This window comes from Armatimonadota bacterium (genome assembly GCA_023511795.1).
Taxonomy (GTDB): domain Bacteria; phylum Armatimonadota; class UBA5829; order DTJY01; family DTJY01; genus JAIMAU01.
On record JAIMAU010000001.1, the window covers coordinates 625,304 to 641,138 of the forward strand.

12 protein-coding genes are annotated in these 15,835 nt (G+C 45.8%); 9 read left to right on the forward strand and 3 right to left on the reverse strand.

The window, feature by feature from the left end; all coding sequences use genetic code 11:
* Nucleotides 1-66: 66 nt before the first annotated feature.
* From K6T99_02700 to K6T99_02725, 6 genes are all read left to right on the forward strand, one after another.
* Nucleotides 67-1,332: a DegT/DnrJ/EryC1/StrS family aminotransferase gene (locus K6T99_02700; GenBank protein MCL6518720.1), complete on the forward strand. Its 1,266-nt coding sequence runs from the start codon at nucleotides 67-69 to the stop codon at nucleotides 1,330-1,332.
* A gap of 97 nt (nucleotides 1,333-1,429) precedes the next feature.
* Nucleotides 1,430-2,446 carry a Gfo/Idh/MocA family oxidoreductase gene (locus K6T99_02705; GenBank protein MCL6518721.1) on the forward strand — a complete coding sequence of 339 codons (1,017 nt, stop codon included), beginning with the start codon at nucleotides 1,430-1,432 and terminating at the stop codon, nucleotides 2,444-2,446.
* A 5-nt stretch (nucleotides 2,447-2,451) separates the two neighbouring features.
* Nucleotides 2,452-3,474: a zinc-binding alcohol dehydrogenase gene (locus K6T99_02710; protein ID MCL6518722.1), complete on the forward strand. Its 1,023-nt coding sequence runs from the start codon at nucleotides 2,452-2,454 to the stop codon at nucleotides 3,472-3,474.
* A 2-nt stretch (nucleotides 3,475-3,476) separates the two neighbouring features.
* Nucleotides 3,477-6,023 (forward strand): extracellular solute-binding protein, encoded by a 2,547-nt coding sequence (locus K6T99_02715; protein ID MCL6518723.1) that lies wholly within the window; start codon nucleotides 3,477-3,479, stop codon nucleotides 6,021-6,023.
* A 69-nt stretch (nucleotides 6,024-6,092) separates the two neighbouring features.
* A complete protein-coding gene (locus K6T99_02720; protein MCL6518724.1) occupies nucleotides 6,093-7,946 on the forward strand; it encodes an ABC transporter permease subunit in 1,854 nt (617 codons plus the stop codon).
* A 47-nt stretch (nucleotides 7,947-7,993) separates the two neighbouring features.
* Nucleotides 7,994-9,010 carry an AIR synthase family protein gene (locus K6T99_02725; protein ID MCL6518725.1) on the forward strand — a complete coding sequence of 339 codons (1,017 nt, stop codon included), beginning with the start codon at nucleotides 7,994-7,996 and terminating at the stop codon, nucleotides 9,008-9,010.
* Nucleotides 9,011-9,114: 104 nt separating this feature from the next.
* Here K6T99_02725 and K6T99_02730 read toward each other — a convergent pair whose 3' ends face one another.
* Entirely contained in the window at nucleotides 9,115-9,309 is a 195-nt protein-coding gene (locus K6T99_02730; GenBank protein MCL6518726.1) for a DUF6485 family protein, read from the reverse strand.
* Between the two features lie 114 nt (nucleotides 9,310-9,423).
* Nucleotides 9,424-11,856, reverse strand: a complete 2,433-nt coding sequence (locus K6T99_02735; GenBank protein MCL6518727.1) for a glycosyl transferase family 36 — start codon at nucleotides 11,854-11,856, stop codon at nucleotides 9,424-9,426.
* A 131-nt stretch (nucleotides 11,857-11,987) separates the two neighbouring features.
* Here K6T99_02735 and K6T99_02740 point away from each other — a divergent pair, with 131 nt between their 5' ends.
* The 3 genes from K6T99_02740 to K6T99_02750 are packed head-to-tail and all read left to right on the forward strand — an operon-like array spanning nucleotide 11,988 to nucleotide 15,025.
* Entirely contained in the window at nucleotides 11,988-12,698 is a 711-nt protein-coding gene (locus K6T99_02740; GenBank protein ID MCL6518728.1) for an SIS domain-containing protein, read from the forward strand.
* Between the two features lie 5 nt (nucleotides 12,699-12,703).
* On the forward strand, nucleotides 12,704-14,449 hold the full coding sequence (locus K6T99_02745) for a beta-galactosidase (GenBank protein ID MCL6518729.1): 1,746 nt from the start codon (nucleotides 12,704-12,706) through the stop codon (nucleotides 14,447-14,449).
* Nucleotides 14,450-15,025, forward strand: a complete 576-nt coding sequence (locus K6T99_02750) for a methyltransferase domain-containing protein (protein MCL6518730.1) — start codon at nucleotides 14,450-14,452, stop codon at nucleotides 15,023-15,025.
* Nucleotides 15,026-15,129: 104 nt separating this feature from the next.
* On the opposite strand, the gene K6T99_02755 is transcribed toward K6T99_02750, so the two are convergent.
* On the reverse strand, nucleotides 15,130-15,834 hold the full coding sequence (locus K6T99_02755; GenBank protein MCL6518731.1) for an N-acetylmannosamine-6-phosphate 2-epimerase: 705 nt from the start codon (nucleotides 15,832-15,834) through the stop codon (nucleotides 15,130-15,132).
* Nucleotide 15,835: the final 1 nt, after the last annotated feature.

Sequence of the window (15,835 nt, forward strand, 5' to 3'; positions counted from 1 at the left end):
TTTGGAGAGAGGTTTTTCCCAATCCAACATTTTATTTGATTTAATTTCAATATTGGAGGTACAGCTATGTCAGCGGATAAACTAGCAATCAATGGCGGAACGCCTGTTAGAACAGCTCCATTTCCACCATGGCCCTATTTTTGGGATGATATGAAAGCTGCTGTAAAGGAAGTGCTGGATAGCGGAAAAGTCAACTACTGGACAGGCTTTCGCGGAATGGAGTTCCAGAAGCGATATGCTGATTACTGCGGAGTTAAGCATGCAATAATGTTAAATTCTGGCACGAGCGCACTGCATGTGGCATATGCCGCCGCAGGAATTGGTCCCGGAGACGAAGTCATAGTTCCATCTTATACTTTTATTGCCACTGCTGCTGCTGTTTTGCACCAGAATGCTATCCCAATTTTCGCTGATGTTGAGGAAAAGACGTGGAACATTGATCCAAAATCGGTTGAAGCCCTCATTACTGAGCGCACGAAGGCCATTGTGCCTGTTCATCTTCATGGTCATCCAGCAGACATGGATGCAATTAACGCAATTGCCGCAAAGCACGGATTAGTTGTGATAGAGGATGCTGCTCAGGCACACGGCGCTGAGTATAAGGGTAAGAAAATAGGTTCCCTTGGAGATTTGGCAGCATTCAGCTTTTGCCAGGACAAAATTATCACAACTGGCGGCGAAGGCGGGGCAGTGACTACTGACGATGATGATTATGCTGAAATTGCGCGCAGCTTCAAAGACCATGGTTATTGGGAAGAAGAGCGTAAGGACCTTCTCCAGATGGAGGCACTCTATCCATATATCCACCACCGGATGGGATTTAACTACCGCATGACTGAAATGCAAACAGTTATTGGAATGGCAGCCCTTGAGCGTCTTGATGAATGGGTTGAAAAGCGACGGGCTAATGCTCATTTCCTAACTAAGCGGTTGTTAGAGATTCCACAGGTCGAGCCGCCGTATGAGTCTCCAGATGTAAAGCATGCGTTCTATAAGTATGCTTTCAAGATTAAACCTGAGATGCTGAATTGCACGAGAGACGAATTTATCCATGCTCTACGTGCCGAAGGTATTCCTTGTGTTGCTGGTGTTCCGCCGGAAAACTACAAAGAAGAAGTTTTCCTAAAAATGGTTGGTTATGGAAATACCAAGTGCCCGTTTAAGTGTCCGTGGTACAAAGGTAACGTAGATTATAGCAAGGTTGACTGCCCAACTGCACGAAGGATTGGCATGCAGACCATTTGGCTGTTGGTGCATCCAACAATAGATGAGCAATGTCTTGAAGACATGGCAACTGCTGTCGCTAAGGTTGCGACGGCTTATGCAAAGTAAATGGAGTTAAAAGAAGCGGGGGTTTAACCCCCTCTAATTTTTAGGCCGAAGCAAGCAAAAAGTTTTAGTTGCTTTTCGGCTTGGGAGGTTCCCTGATATGGAAAGAAAACTTGGTGCTGCGGTATGGGGCGCCGGATGGGTATCTGGTGAGCATATCAAAGCGTATAAGAACAATCCCTACTGCGAGGTAGTCGCCATTGGAAGCCGCAGGGCAGAGAGTGCGAGGGCAAAGGCGGCTGAGGCAAATATTGAATGTACAATATATACCGACTATGATGAGCTACTGAAAGACGATCGGGTGGATATTGTTTCAATCTGCACTCCGAACGACTGCCATGCCATCGAGACAATTAAGGCGGCTGAAGCTGGCAAGCATATCCTTATCGAAAAGCCGGTTGCTCTGAATCTTGATGACTTAGTCAAGATGCGAGGTGCTGTTCGAAAGGCCGGGGTGAAAACTGTCGTGAGTTTTGTTCTCCGATGGAATCCACTTTTTCAATGTATAAAGGGCTTGCAGAAGACTCCTGCAATTGGGCGCATCTTCTATGCTGAGGTGGATTATTGGCATCCTCTCGGCCGTTGGTATAAGGGATTTGATTGGGTAATTACCAAGGCGTCTGGCGGTAGCATGCTTTTAGCTGCAGGTTGTCATGCGGTTGATGCGATTAGGTATTTTGTTGAATCTGAGGTGGCGGAAGTAGCAGCATATTCAAACAATATGGGGCCTTGTGAATATGATGCAAATATCGTTGTTGCCATGAAGTTCCAGAATGGTACAATTGGCAAGGTCTCAGCGAGTTGGGATGTCGCTTCACCTTACATATTCAACATTGAGCTATTGGGAGAGAATGGTACCATTCGAGACAACAAGCTTTTTTCAAAGACACTCCTCCCTGGCCAAACAAAGTTTTTGGAGATTCCAACTATTCTTCCCGACAGCGGAGACGTGACCCACCATCCGTTCCAGCCAGAAATTGACCATCTGGTTGAATGCATTCTCACGGATAGGGAATCTCATGTTAATCTAGACGATGCAGTAAAGACGCACGAAGTTTGCATAGCGGCTGATATCTCTGCGGCAGAAGGTCGCCCTGTTAAATTGCCCCTGTTGTAGTAGCCATGAAACAAGTATTCATTAGTGGAGTTGGTGAAGTAGTTGTCAAAGAGGTTGAGGAACCGCCCCTCGTAGAAAATGGCATTTTGTGCCGAACAGCCTACTCTCTTATCAGCTCAGGAACGGAGACAATGGGTTTATTGGCACGGCGCAGGAACCCAGATCCAAATCGCCCCGACTCGAGTTTAGGATATTCGAATTCTGGCATTGTAGTTGGAGTCGGCTCGAAGGTTACGGAGTTCTCTGTGGGGGACCGTGTCGGCAACTATGGAAGTCCCTCATGCTACGGCGGGCATGCTGAGGTTTGTTGTATTGGCCGCAACCTTGCCGTAAAGCTTCCTGAAAACGTTGGCCTTCGTGAGGCAGCATTCACGGGTTTAGGAGGGATAGCTGTGCAAGCCTTGCGGCGGGCGAACTTAACTTTTGGCGAAACCGCCGTTGTGATGGGATTAGGAGTTCTTGGTCAGTTAATTGCCCGAATTAGCCATGCTGTAGGTTATCGAACCTTAGCTACGGATTTCATTAAAACTCGGTTAAGCATTGCGGAGTCAAATGGAGTTCACGTGATAAGCGCAAATGAAGATTTCGTAACTGCGGTTATGGATTCAACAAATGGGCAAGGGGCAGATGCCGTTTTAATTGTTGTAGCCTCTGAGTCTTCGGAGCCAATAACTCAAGCGCTGAAAATGATACGCTTCGGCGGCCGTGTAGTCATGGTAGGCGTCGCGAAGATGGAAATTGACCGCAATCTCTTTTTTGCGAAAGAGGCGGATTTTGTAATTTCGCGCGCCGCAGGTCCAGGTAGATACGACCCGGTTTATGAACGTGATGGTGTAGACATGCCGCATCCATTTGTTAGATGGACCGAGGGCAGGAACCTTGGTGAGTTTATTCGCCTGGTGGCTGAGAAGCGTGTTCGAGTAGATGACCTTATTAGCCATGAATTTCCTGTTGAAGATGCGGCAAAAGCTTATGATCAGATATTGAACCACCCGCAGGAAACGCTCGGGGTTTTGTTGAAGTATTAGCAATGTCAAGTAAAGTAGTCCAATTTCTTCTCCTCTTAAAACAAAATGTAGAAAATCGAATACTGCTAGCGTTTAATTCTTGTCTCGTGAAAGATTTGTCGTTTATCAAGAAACTCTCGTTCATACTGCTGTTATGCCTTGCGGTTGAGATTGCATACGCAAAGGTTGATAAGAAAGACCAGATTGTCCTAACTGTTCATCGTCTTCCACTTAAAGAAGCTAGAAGTGTTCCAGATAAAGCAAACTGGGCTATTGTCCAACGCTTCATGGAGCTTCACCCAAATATCAAGCTCGAGGGTTTCCGTGGGCTTACTGCGCCTGGACTCGATATGGAGGTCGGCCCTCTTCTCGCGATGGCGGGTGGGGTCGCTCCAGATGTACTCTACGTCAATTTTCGTATCTCCGACAGCTACATCCAGCAAAAGTTTCTCTATCCTCTCGACGAGTATGTTGAAAAATGGGCGAAAGAGGAGAATTTGGATGAGTTAATTTACCCTCCTGTTTGGCAAGTAATCAAACGCAATGGACACATCTGGGCGATTCCTTATCAGACTTATGTGATGACTTTACAATATCGCAAAGATTTGTTTCGCGAAGCTGGCCTCGATCCAGAAAGACCTCCCAGGAATTGGGATGAACTTTTTGAGTATGCCAAGAAGCTAACAATTCCTGAGAAAGGTCAATATGGTATGGCGCTTTTTGCAGGTCCCCATTCGGCTTGGTGGTTTATAGATCTCCTATGGTCGGCAGGCGGTGAAGCGGTGGCCCAGGACGAAAACGGAAATTGGCGTGCTGTTTTCAACGACGAGGCGGCGGTTACTGCTCTGAAGTTTTACCAGAAGCTAGGACGTGCGCGCTGGACGAGAAATGGCAAAACTTACCGCGGTGTGGCTTATCGCGATACAGATTACGGCAAACTTTGGCAGTTGGGCAAAATAGGTATGGTTTTCGGTTATATAAATGACCAAATGATTGCCAATGTCAATCCAAATCTGATTGGCATTGCCCCTGTTCCTGTTGGTCCCTCTGGTGAGCGCGGTAACGAGCTTAATTGTGCTATGATGGGTATCAACGCAATGGTTAAGGATAAGCGGGTGCGTGATGCCGCTTGGGAGTATATTAAGTTTTGGGCTAGCGATGAGGCAGCTCGAATCAGATGCAAAGTCTATGTTGAGTCAGGCTTTGCTCGATTTATTGCACCTAAGTATCTGAAGAAATACGGCTATACTCAATATCTTAAGGAGGTGCCGAAAGGCTGGTCAGAAACCCTCGAAGAGGCACTTCGCTCAGGGCGTCCTGAACCATATGGGCGTAACTGCGAGAACATCTATCAGGAGATGACGCCGCCTCTTGATGCTGTATGGTTAAGCGACCGGACCGACTATAAGAGGCTACTCGATAATGCTGTTGCCCACTGCAATGAAAAGTTAATGGGTGTAGTTGACCCCAAAATACTAACCGTGAGGCGTCGTGTTGCGTGGGTGGTTGTTATTGCTCTTTTTATTATCTTTTCGTTAGTGTTTTGCTTTGTGATTAAAAGCTTCAGCAAGGATTATGAATCCCCACACCAAATAACTGTAAAAAGGAAAAAGTCTCGTTGGGTGAAATACAAGCGAACTGCTTTTGCGTTTTTGTTGATGTCTCCTGCCTTAGTCTCAGTTGCACTGTGGGCATACTATCCTCTACTTCGTGGCTCAGTAATGGCATTTCAAGATTATCGAATAGTAGCTGGCACTAGGTGGGTCGGACTCGATAATTTTAGCGAGGTCTTATTCACGCCGCAGGTATGGAAATCATTTTGGAACAGCTTTGTGTTTATGCTTCTTTCTTTGGGCCTTGGATTCTTTAGCCCAATTATCTTAGCGCTAATGCTTCATGAAGTACCAAAAGGCAAGATGCTCTTCCGAACGCTGTATTACCTGCCCGCGGTAACAACAGGCCTTGTGATCATGTTTTTATGGAAATTCTTTTACAATCCAAGTCCGGCTGGGTTGCTAAACCAGCTTTTGCTTAATATAAACGACTACGTCATAAAACATCTGAACTCTGCTATGGCGATTATGCATATCCCTGCGAAAATTCCGTTGTTCGAACCATTGACTTGGTTGCAAGATCCAAGGCTTGCAATGTTGTGTGTGGTACTCCCGATTATATGGGCGCATGTTGGGCCAGGGTGCATTATTTACCTCGCTGCGTTGAAAAGCGTGCCTGAAGACGTATATGAAGCTGCTGACCTCGATGGAGCAGGGGTGCTCCAAAAAATTAGGCATATCACAATTCCATATTTAAGGCCGTTGATAATAATCAACTTTGTTGGTGCGTTTATACATGCATTTCGATCATTCGATTTCATATTTGTAATGACGGGCGGAGGCCCAATGCATGCTACACATGTCGCTGGGCTAGAAATTTGGTATAACGCGTTTCTTTACCTAAAATTCGGATACGCAGTTGCAATGGCTTGGTTAATGGGATCGTTTCTTGTAGGGTTTACAGTTTTTCAGTTGAGAATTCTCTCGCGTCTCCAGTTCAAGACCGCAGGCGCATGAGAAATATTTGTTATTTGGTAGTTGCCAATTATTCAGTTTAGCAACTGATGTCATTAGAGGCTTTGCCATATGCCTATTATCACTGTAGTTGGTAGAAAACAGAGAAAGATTCGCATACTTATAGCCGCACTTTATATAATACTTTCGGCTGGAGCAGTGACAATGGTTTATCCATTCTTGCTGATGGTTTCGACTTCGTTTACTAGTCCAGTCGACCAAAACCAGTTTCGGATTATTCCGCGTTATTTTTATTCAGAAGATGAACTCTATCGCAAATATGTCGAAGCGAAGTATGGCGAGGAAATCGTCAAATATAACGCATGGCTCGGCGAAGACCTTTCAACATTTGAGGAACTTCAGCCGCCTAAGAATGTGAACCGCCGGTTTGTGGAAGAGTGGCGGCAATTTAAGAACTCACTCCCAATTGACCATATGATGCTTGCCCACTCGTTTTCGCTTTCCAGAATAACGCCCGAAATAGTCTATAAATACAGAAACTTCTTGAAAGAAAAGTTTAGTGGTGATTTGGAAAGGTTCAATAAAACCTATATCGAGGCAAACGAGACTTGGATGGAAGTTCAGATGCCCGTCGAGGACTGGACTCAGCGCAATTTTATACCTGAGCAAACCAAAAAATATCGGGAGTTTTTTAAATTTAAAAAGTCACAAGCGCCACGTTATTTGATTACGGTCTCGGTCGATGGTCTTTTTCAAGAATACCTTAGGTTGAGCTGTGGGGATATAAATACCATCAACAAAGCGCTTGGCAGCCACTATAAAAAGCGCGCGGATATCCATCTAACTGCTCGGGTTCCAAACTCACCCATGGCGGACGAATGGGAAAGCTTTGTCAGAAAAGAATGTCCTGTCCATTTTATTCGAATAGATGCCGCCGCAACGCCGCTATTCCAAAGTTTTTTGAGGAAGAAATATGGAACAGTTGCTTATCTTAATAAAGCATACAGAACTAATTTAAGTTCGTTTGAACAGGTAAGTCTCCCTCAGAAGCCGCCCAAGAGCGGCATGTTGCTAGTAGACTGGATTGAGTTCCTCCAGAGTGCTGTTCCAATCAAGATGGTGGAACTTCAGTCGCCAGAAGTGCTTTTTAGGGCTCATCTGGCTAATAAGTTTGGGACAATCGAAAAGATGAACAAGACACTAGGCACTAGGTTTGCTTCTTTCCAAGCGGTTGCGCCGCCCTATGCTGAAAACGACTTGGTTGAGCTTTTAGAAAATACAAGCGCAATTCGCCGCGAATTCATTGTGCGCAACTATCGCGAGGTTATTGATTATATAGCGCTTCATGGTAGGGCTCTAATCAATACGGCAATTCTGTGTATTGCACTAGTGCTAACAACTTTGACCGTCAATCCGCTTTGTGCCTATGCACTTTCGCGTTTTAACCTCAAATCTACATACAAGATTTTGCTTTTCTTGCTGGCTACAATGGCATTTCCAGCAGAGGTGAGTGCAATCCCGAGCTTCCTGCTTATCAAGGAGCTCCATCTGCTGGGCACCTATTGGGCGATAATATTGCCCGGCTTGGCAAATGGATACTCGATTTTCTTGCTCAAGGGATTTTTTGATAGTTTGCCAAAGGAGCTTTATGAAGCGGCTGTGATGGATGGGGCTACTGAGATGCAAATGTACCGAAAAATTACCTTACAGCTATCAAAGCCAGTGCTGGCGGTGATAGCTCTAGGAGCATTCACAGCTGCATATGGTTCGTTTATGTGGGCTTTCCTCGTATTGCAAAATCCCAAAATGTGGACGCTGATGGTTTGGCTATATCAAATGCAGATTTGGGCGCCTCAGTTTTTGGTCTATGCGGGGCTGGTGCTGGCCGCAATCCCAACATTACTCGTTTTCATTTTCTGCCAAAATATAATAATGAGGGGAATAATTGTTCCTTCGGAGAAATAATATAGTAAATCCTGGTTGTTTAAGTTACTTGTATTTAGAGAACTACTATGCCTTCTAAACTACGCACTGGCAAGCTGCCACATGACTTGCTTGCAAAGATGCTGTCTAAGATTGACCTAGATGAACGGGTTGTCGTTGGTCCGGCAGTTGGAGTAGATGCGGCAGTAATAGATTATGGCAACCGATTGCTTGTAACAAAGACCGACCCGATTACCTTCGCCACTGATTTAATCGGTTGGTATGCGGTGAATATTAACGCAAACGACATCGCAGTGATGGGCGCCACGCCAAAGTGGATGTTAGCGACTGTCCTTCTTCCTGTAGGTGTTTCTTCGGAGACTGTAGAGCAGATTTTTAATCAAATACTTTCAGCGTGTGAAGAATTGCAGATAAGCGTTATTGGGGGGCACACTGAGATAACGCATGACCTCAGTCGCCCAATCGTCGTAGGTTGCATGCTTGGTGAAACTGACCGATCAAGTTTAGTTACTAGCTCGGGTGCCAAAGTAGGCGATGACATAATAATCACAAAAGGTATTGCAATCGAAGGAACGGCAATTTTAGCGCGCGAAGCGTATGACCGACTTAGGGAGATGTGGTTTACTAAACAATTTCTGAAACGAGCTGCCAACTTTCTCTTTGACCCGGGTATTAGCGTGGTGAAAGACGCAAGGATTGCAGTAGAATCGGTCAAGGTGAATGCAATGCATGACCCGACGGAAGGAGGACTTGCTACTGGTTTGATGGAGATAGCGCAAGCATCGGGACTTGGAATCGAAGTCGAAAAAGACGCCATTCCAGTGATACCCGAAACGCAAAGCCTTTGTCGCGAGTTGGGTCTCGACCCGCTTGGTTTGATTGCGTCCGGCTGCCTAATCCTTGCAGTTTCTCCTTCCGATACCCCGCGTCTTCTCGATGCCTTTGGACAGGCAGGAATACGAGCCAATGTGATTGGGAAAATGATGCCAAAAGAACACGGCTTAAAAATGCGTACTCCCAGGGGCATTGCTGATTTACCTTCATTTGCAAGGGATGAAATAGCCCGATTTTTCGAGGAGATGTGAAAATCTATTTCAAACCACGGTATTCTTCAATTTTGCACGCAACCTCCGGAAGTCGCAAATATTTCCACCTTATTTCCGACTGAAAGAGACTGTGCAATTGCTAATTACTTGTATATCTGCGCAAATCTTTTAAACGAACGGTCCCAAGTCTTTTCTACGTCATCCGGGAATGCGCAAGCCGGTAGCTGGTTATTGCTGAGGTGGTAGCGCAGGCACTCACAGCAATTTCCTTTTCGTGAACAACTTGGATAGCTACAATTGCAGAATTCAAGGTTGGTACTCATTTTTGGGCAAGACATATTGTAAAAACCTCCTAGTTCGATATTGCTAGGCTAATTCTACCAGAAGGCTGCCCAGTGTACAATATTCCTTCCGCTTTCTTCAAAAGTTATTCTTCTGGGAGTGGTGTTTTTCTACCCCATTATGACGTGGACCTTATGTACGCCGCTTGTGAAAACCGGAAGGGTATTTCCAGTAATTGGCTTTCCATCTACTTGGATGCTTTTGATTCCATGCTGCACATGATTTGGATTTTGTACCTCAATTTCATAAATCGCTCCCCTAAATTTTCGCATAACGCTGAAGGAATCCCAATCATGCGGAATACAAGGGTCAATAGTGAGACCATCATACGTAGGGCGAACACCGAGAATCCAATCGAGACCATCGCGATACATCCAGACTGCTGAACCTGTCAGCCATGAGTGGCTTGCTTCACCAAAGGTTGGATGATCAGGACTAGTAACATATTCTGAATACACATATGGTTCCATTCGGTAAATATCTGGGTCGTATGCTTGGTTGATTGGAATGGTTTTCTTGAAATACTCATACGCTCTGTCGCCATTTCCGATAACACATTCGGCAAGAATTGCCCATGCAGCAGGATGATTGAAAATTGCACCATTCTCCTTCTTGCCAGGTACACATCTTGTCGCAAGTCCAATCCTTGAGTCTACCTTTGTATAAGCTGGATGCAAAATCTTAGGCCCTCTTGGTGTATTTAGGTATTTGTAGACGGAATCCATAGTCATGCTAGCGCGGTCCTCCGAGGCAATGCCGCTAATTACAGCCCATGTTGTTGACTCCAAGAATATACGGCCTTCCTCGTTGGTATGTGAACCAATTACGCCGCCGTCATCTCTTGTTCCGCGTATATACCACTTTCCATCCCAGCAGTATTTATTTAGCGCATCGGCGATTTGAGCATATTCTGTGCGGTACTGTTTTGCTTTGTTCAGGATTTCGGCGTGGCCAAGTCCTATGTTTGAAGAAATTTCTTTAGATGAGGCGCATCTTTCTAGCAATTCCGCGGCTTCTCTTAAAATATAGCATAAAAACTCAGCAACCCACATGCTTTCGCCAATTCCCTCTCTGCCGACATAATCGAGTGTATCGTTCCAGTCGCCTGGCCCAAATTTTGGTAGGTGTCTGGGTGTTAGGTTGCTTAATGGATAATCGATTGCCCGAATTAGATGCTCGAGAACTGTTGCCTCACCTTCGTCGTGGAACGGTACAACTTTTTGGAGAAAGCCAAAGTCACCTGTTTCTTTTAGGTATGCAACGATGGCGAATGGAAGCCACAAAGGTGTGTCCGAGTGGCCCGTTTTTTCACCTTGACCAGTGAGGCGGAAGTAATTATGGAGTGTGCTTCCATCGGCAAATTGGTGGGAAAGGACTTCGCAAATGCGCTCAGCAACAACTTGGGGTTCGGCCATTAAAGGGCCGAGGAGGTCTTGGCATTGGTCACGGATACCTGTTCCAAATAGCAGGCCGCCGTGGTAATAGCCGGCCGTGCGGTGCATGTGAAAAGTTACCCATGCTTGGCGCTTTGCCCAGAAATTAAGCATGAGGTTCATTTCGTGGTCCGGCGTAGTCACTTTGGCAACCGAGAGGTAGTTATCCCAATATGCCTTCAATTCTTTGAAGGCAGTGCTGACATTCTGTAAATCCCGATATTTATTAGCAATTGGTGGAGCAAGACTATCGTAGCCATCCCGATTTACAATTCCTAATAGAATAGCAAATTCTTTTGTCTCACCTGGATTAAGCATTATTTCACTGTGAAGAGCTGCGCATGCATCGCCAGCGGTGATTTCGGTGTTCCTGCTTCTGCCTTCCTCTACTGTAATTGGATTTGACTCAGAACGCCAAAGGCCAATGAAAGCATCTTTTTTTCCATCGAAACCTTTCACTGGCAGGGATGAGGCAAAGAAGACGTACTTATTCCAGGCTTGATTGGGCTGTTTGACGGTCGCGCCTCGATAAGTAACCCAGTAGTTTTTAGTCGTATACAGCAAATCGTTTTCTTTATCGAATTTAACAACATTGAAATGTTGGTCGTTTGGTTGATTAATAAGGTCTACTAGCGCATGTCCTAAGCAGAGCTCGACATAAGAGAAAACATCCGCCCTAAAAGCCTTGTTTGTATTGTTTTTGAGAGTAACGCGCCAAATTTCGAGATCGTCCTCGAGTGGTACAAAATAGAGGACTTTGCTGCGGATGCCCCTGTATTCTTGTTCTATGGATGTGTAGCCCATTCCGTGGCGGCATTCGTAGAAGTCAGGTTGTTTTCCTACCGGCTGCCACGTTAGAGACCAATATTCGCCATTTTCGTCGCGGATATATATATAGCGCCCTGGGCGATCCCAAGGTAGGCAGTTGTAACGCCAGCGGGTAATGCGAGAATCCTTTGGACAAATGTAAAAGCTATACCCACCGCCTGTGTTTGTTATGAGCCCAGTGTATCTTGTGTTAGAGATATAATTCACCCACGGCGCCGGCGTATCTGGCTTAATAATTACAAATTCCTTGCCGTCTTCTGAGAAGTGGCCGTATTTCTCCAGCCCCATGAATTTCCTCCTAAATCAAATACTTGGAAAAGCGTACATCATGGGCGCACTTAAGTCAAGAATGCAGGATTCCTAAGCAACTTCGGCAAATATGTTCTTTGAAATTTAATGAGAGAGGGAATGCGATGAATAAAGCCCAGGAATACTATCAAAAAATATCTGAAATTCTTGCAAAAATTAACGAGACTCAGGCAGAAAAGATTCAGGAAGCGGCTGAGATAGTGACCGACTTGATAGCACGTGATGGCATCCTTTATCTTTTAGGCGGCGGGCACTCTTTGATGGTTGCAGCCGAAGCGTACCACCGCGCTGGAGGCCTTGCGCCGGTTGATATAATTCATGATAAAAGCTTCGGTAGAGCAGAGCGCTGTGAGGGGTATGCAAAGCAACTTTTGGATTGGTATGACCCACCTTCAGGTTCGGTTGTTATTATTATTTCGAATTCTGGGCGGAATGCTCTTGGAATCGAAATGGCACTTGAATGCAAAGCTCGCGGCATTAAGACCATTGCTATTACTTCACTTGCTCACTCCAAATCTGTAACTGCAAGACATCCTTCGGGCAAGCGACTTTTTGAGATTGCTGACATTGTTATAGATAACTGCGGCATTCCTGGCGATGCCATTTTGGAAGTTGAAGGCCTTCCTGGGAGGATTTGTGCGACCTCTACCATTGCAGGTGCAATGATAGTAAATATGATAATGGCCCAGACTGTGGAGAACCTTATTAATCGCGGTATAGAGCCGCCAGTATTTATTAGCGCTAATGTTGAAGGCGGCGATGAGCATAACAAGAGAATTTTTAAAAAATACCAGAGGTTTATTAAGGGGTTGTAAAAGCATTGAGGGGAATAAAAGATACCATGATTGTCTATGCATTTGGCCTATGCGTTATATTGATTTTGTCTCTTTCCACGATAACTTTAGCCTATGATGCCTCGCCATTTGGCATCAATGGCTTAAAATTTGCGCATGCCTGCCATGACCCCAATTTGTGGTCAAATGCGGCTGTCAAAGCAAGAGTAATGAAGGAGGCAGGAATTTACTGGGACCGTTTGGAGATCTGGTGGGCTTCAGTCGAACCAGAGCAGGGGAAGTTTGATTGGAGCTATTATGACAAAGTCGCCAAATTCTATCGCGAGCGTGGCTTAAATGGTATTGTAATTCTTTGCTATTCGTCTGCATGGTCGAGGAATACCCCGCCTATCGATGATGCTGAGCGAAAAAGGTTCGCAAATTACGTCTATGAGATTGTCAAGCGATACAAGGATACTTTTAAGGTATGGGAAATATGGAATGAACCAAACATTCCAACCTTCTGGGCAAAGCCCGATGTCAGAGCGTACACTTTATTGCTTAAGGAAGCATATCAAGCGGCTAAGCGCGCAGACCCAGAATGCACTGTTCTTGCAGCTTGTACAAGTGGCCCTGGGAATGACTTTATTTTAGGCATCTATGAAAACGGTGGATGGGATTACTGCGATGCTATTTCAATCCACCCATACTCAATGTCAGGTGGGCCGATTGCCCAGCAATTTGACCGAATTTTGCGGATTCTTCGCGAACAGTTAGTCGCTACTGGTAGTGCTAAACCCATCTGGATAACTGAGATGGGGTGGACAACGCCAGATAGTAGCATGGACGAACCGCAGGCGTCGTATCTCGTGCAATCTTACATTATTTCGTTAGCAAATGGAATTGAAAAATACTTTTGGTTTTGCTTGGATGATTGGGGTGAAAAATGGGGGATTGTTCGTAACTTTGACCCATTTGAGCCCAAGCCGTCATATAAAGCTTACAAGCGCATGACGCACTATTTGGGTTCGCCAGGGAGGGCCGCTCAATTTGAGGGGTACCTAAAGATGCCTGCGGGCGTAGCGTGCTATGTTTTTAGGAAGCCATCGGGAGAGCGCATCCTTATCCTCTGGGCCATGGAATACATTTCGCGAAATGTCCAACTTCCACAGCATGGCGAGCTAAAAGCTGAGGATATCCTAGGTAGACAGGTTGAAATAGACAGAGGGCAGCTTACTGTTGGCACAACCCCAATTATAGTGAGCGGTAGTGGCTTATCGCGAATAGGTGCGATAAGCTCAACAAGCCCTTATATCGAATCGAAACGTCAGAATCTTATTAATAATGGCACCTTGAACGTCATCCATGATGGCAAGCCAGGATGGTGGAACCCCAGCCGTTTTGATGGAACCGCAAAGCAGGGAAAAATTGAGGTCAGCACCGAAGGCCGTTGGGGTACCGTATGTGTCTCAATTTCGCAGTCTGGCGAACGTGCCGCATGGGATGCTACTCCAATTCCAGTCCGCCCTGGCAGGCGATATCGTGCTACGGCTTGGATTCGAACTGAAAATGCAACCGGGAATAATCAAATTGCTCTCTTTTGGTATTCTGGTGATATGTGGCATTACATCCGAGAAGACCGTTCAGAATCAATTACTGGTACAAACGATTGGAAAAAAATTGGCGTAACTGCTGTTGCTCCCAAAGATTCGGCTTTCGTGCGGGTAAACCTGATTAGCGAAAAAAACAACGGCAAGGTATGGTTCGATGACATTGCGCTCGTGGAGGAGTAGGTGGAGCAGGCAAAATTTGACCATGGGCATGAATGTCCGTACGTAGGAAAAGGCGGTCTCAAACTTAAGTTTGCTCTTGATTATTTTGGGATAGATGTAAGCGGATTGATTTGTGCTGACCTTGGGTGCAATGTTGGCGGTTTTACCGATTGTCTGCTTCAGGCTGGTGCCGCTAAAGTATATGCTGTTGATACTTCGTATGGAATTTTAGCATGGAAACTCCGAACCGATGAGCGGGTAATAGTTTGCGAAAGGACAAACGCGCTATTTTGGACGCCAAATGACGCATTAAGCCTGGTTGTTAGCGACCTTGGTTGGACAAAACAGGAACAAGCGCTAAGGGCAATTTGCCGAATGATTAAACCCGGCGGTGAAATTCTATCGCTCGTCAAGCCGCAATATGAAGCGCCGAAGTCTTGGCTTGTGAAAGGTGTTTTACCAGAAAAGCACCTATCTGCAATTTTGGAACTAGCTCGCTCAAAAATCCCTGGTGAACTTGTTCTACTGGCCGAGGTTCGCTCGCCATACCTCGGCGCAGGCGGAAATATTGAGTATTGGTGGAGATTGAAGAGGTAGCTGTAATAGTTAGTCGCAAATCCCTCTTCGCACTGATTTGCCTTATCTTTGAATTATCGCTTTCGCACAGCGTGAAGAAGGCAAACCTCAAATGTGTAGGTCGATTAAGGTTTTGCCTCCTTAAGTGCTTTCACAAACCGTTCCGTTATGACCCATGGGCGCGTAATTGCAGTGCCGACTACAACGGCGTATGCACCAGCATCAAGCGCTCTGCGAGCTTGCTCTGGAGTCCATATTTTGCCCTCTGCGATAACAGGAACATTTACTACCTTGACAAGCTCTTCTATAAGTTGAAAGTCAGGCTCTGGGGTCTGTCTGCTGTAGGGCGTATAGCCGCTGAGAGTTGTTGAAATTAAATCCGCCCCTGCCTCTGCTGCCGCAATTCCTTCTTCAGCCGTAGAAATGTCTGCCATTATAGGAAGGTTAAGTTGCTTAACCCGGCTGATTAATTCATCTGCCGATGTATCTCCTGGATGTGGTCTATTTGTCGCATCTAGGGCTATTATGTCGGCGCCAGCAGCCGCAATTTGCTCAGCGGCTTCATAGGTAGGAGTAATGTAAGGTTCGGCATCAGGGTAGTGAATCTTGTATATGCCAATTACTGGGAGCCGAACTGCTTCTTTTATTGCTCTAATGTCTACCGGACCATCAGCTCGAATGCCAACAGCGCCACCCATTTCGGCAGCTTTTGCCATTCCAGCCATGAATTTTGGCCCATGAAGGGGCGTCCCAATACCTGCTTGGCACGAAACTATCAGTCCGCCTTTTAGGGATTCAATCACACTTCTATTGGTTGCTTGCCGATTCATA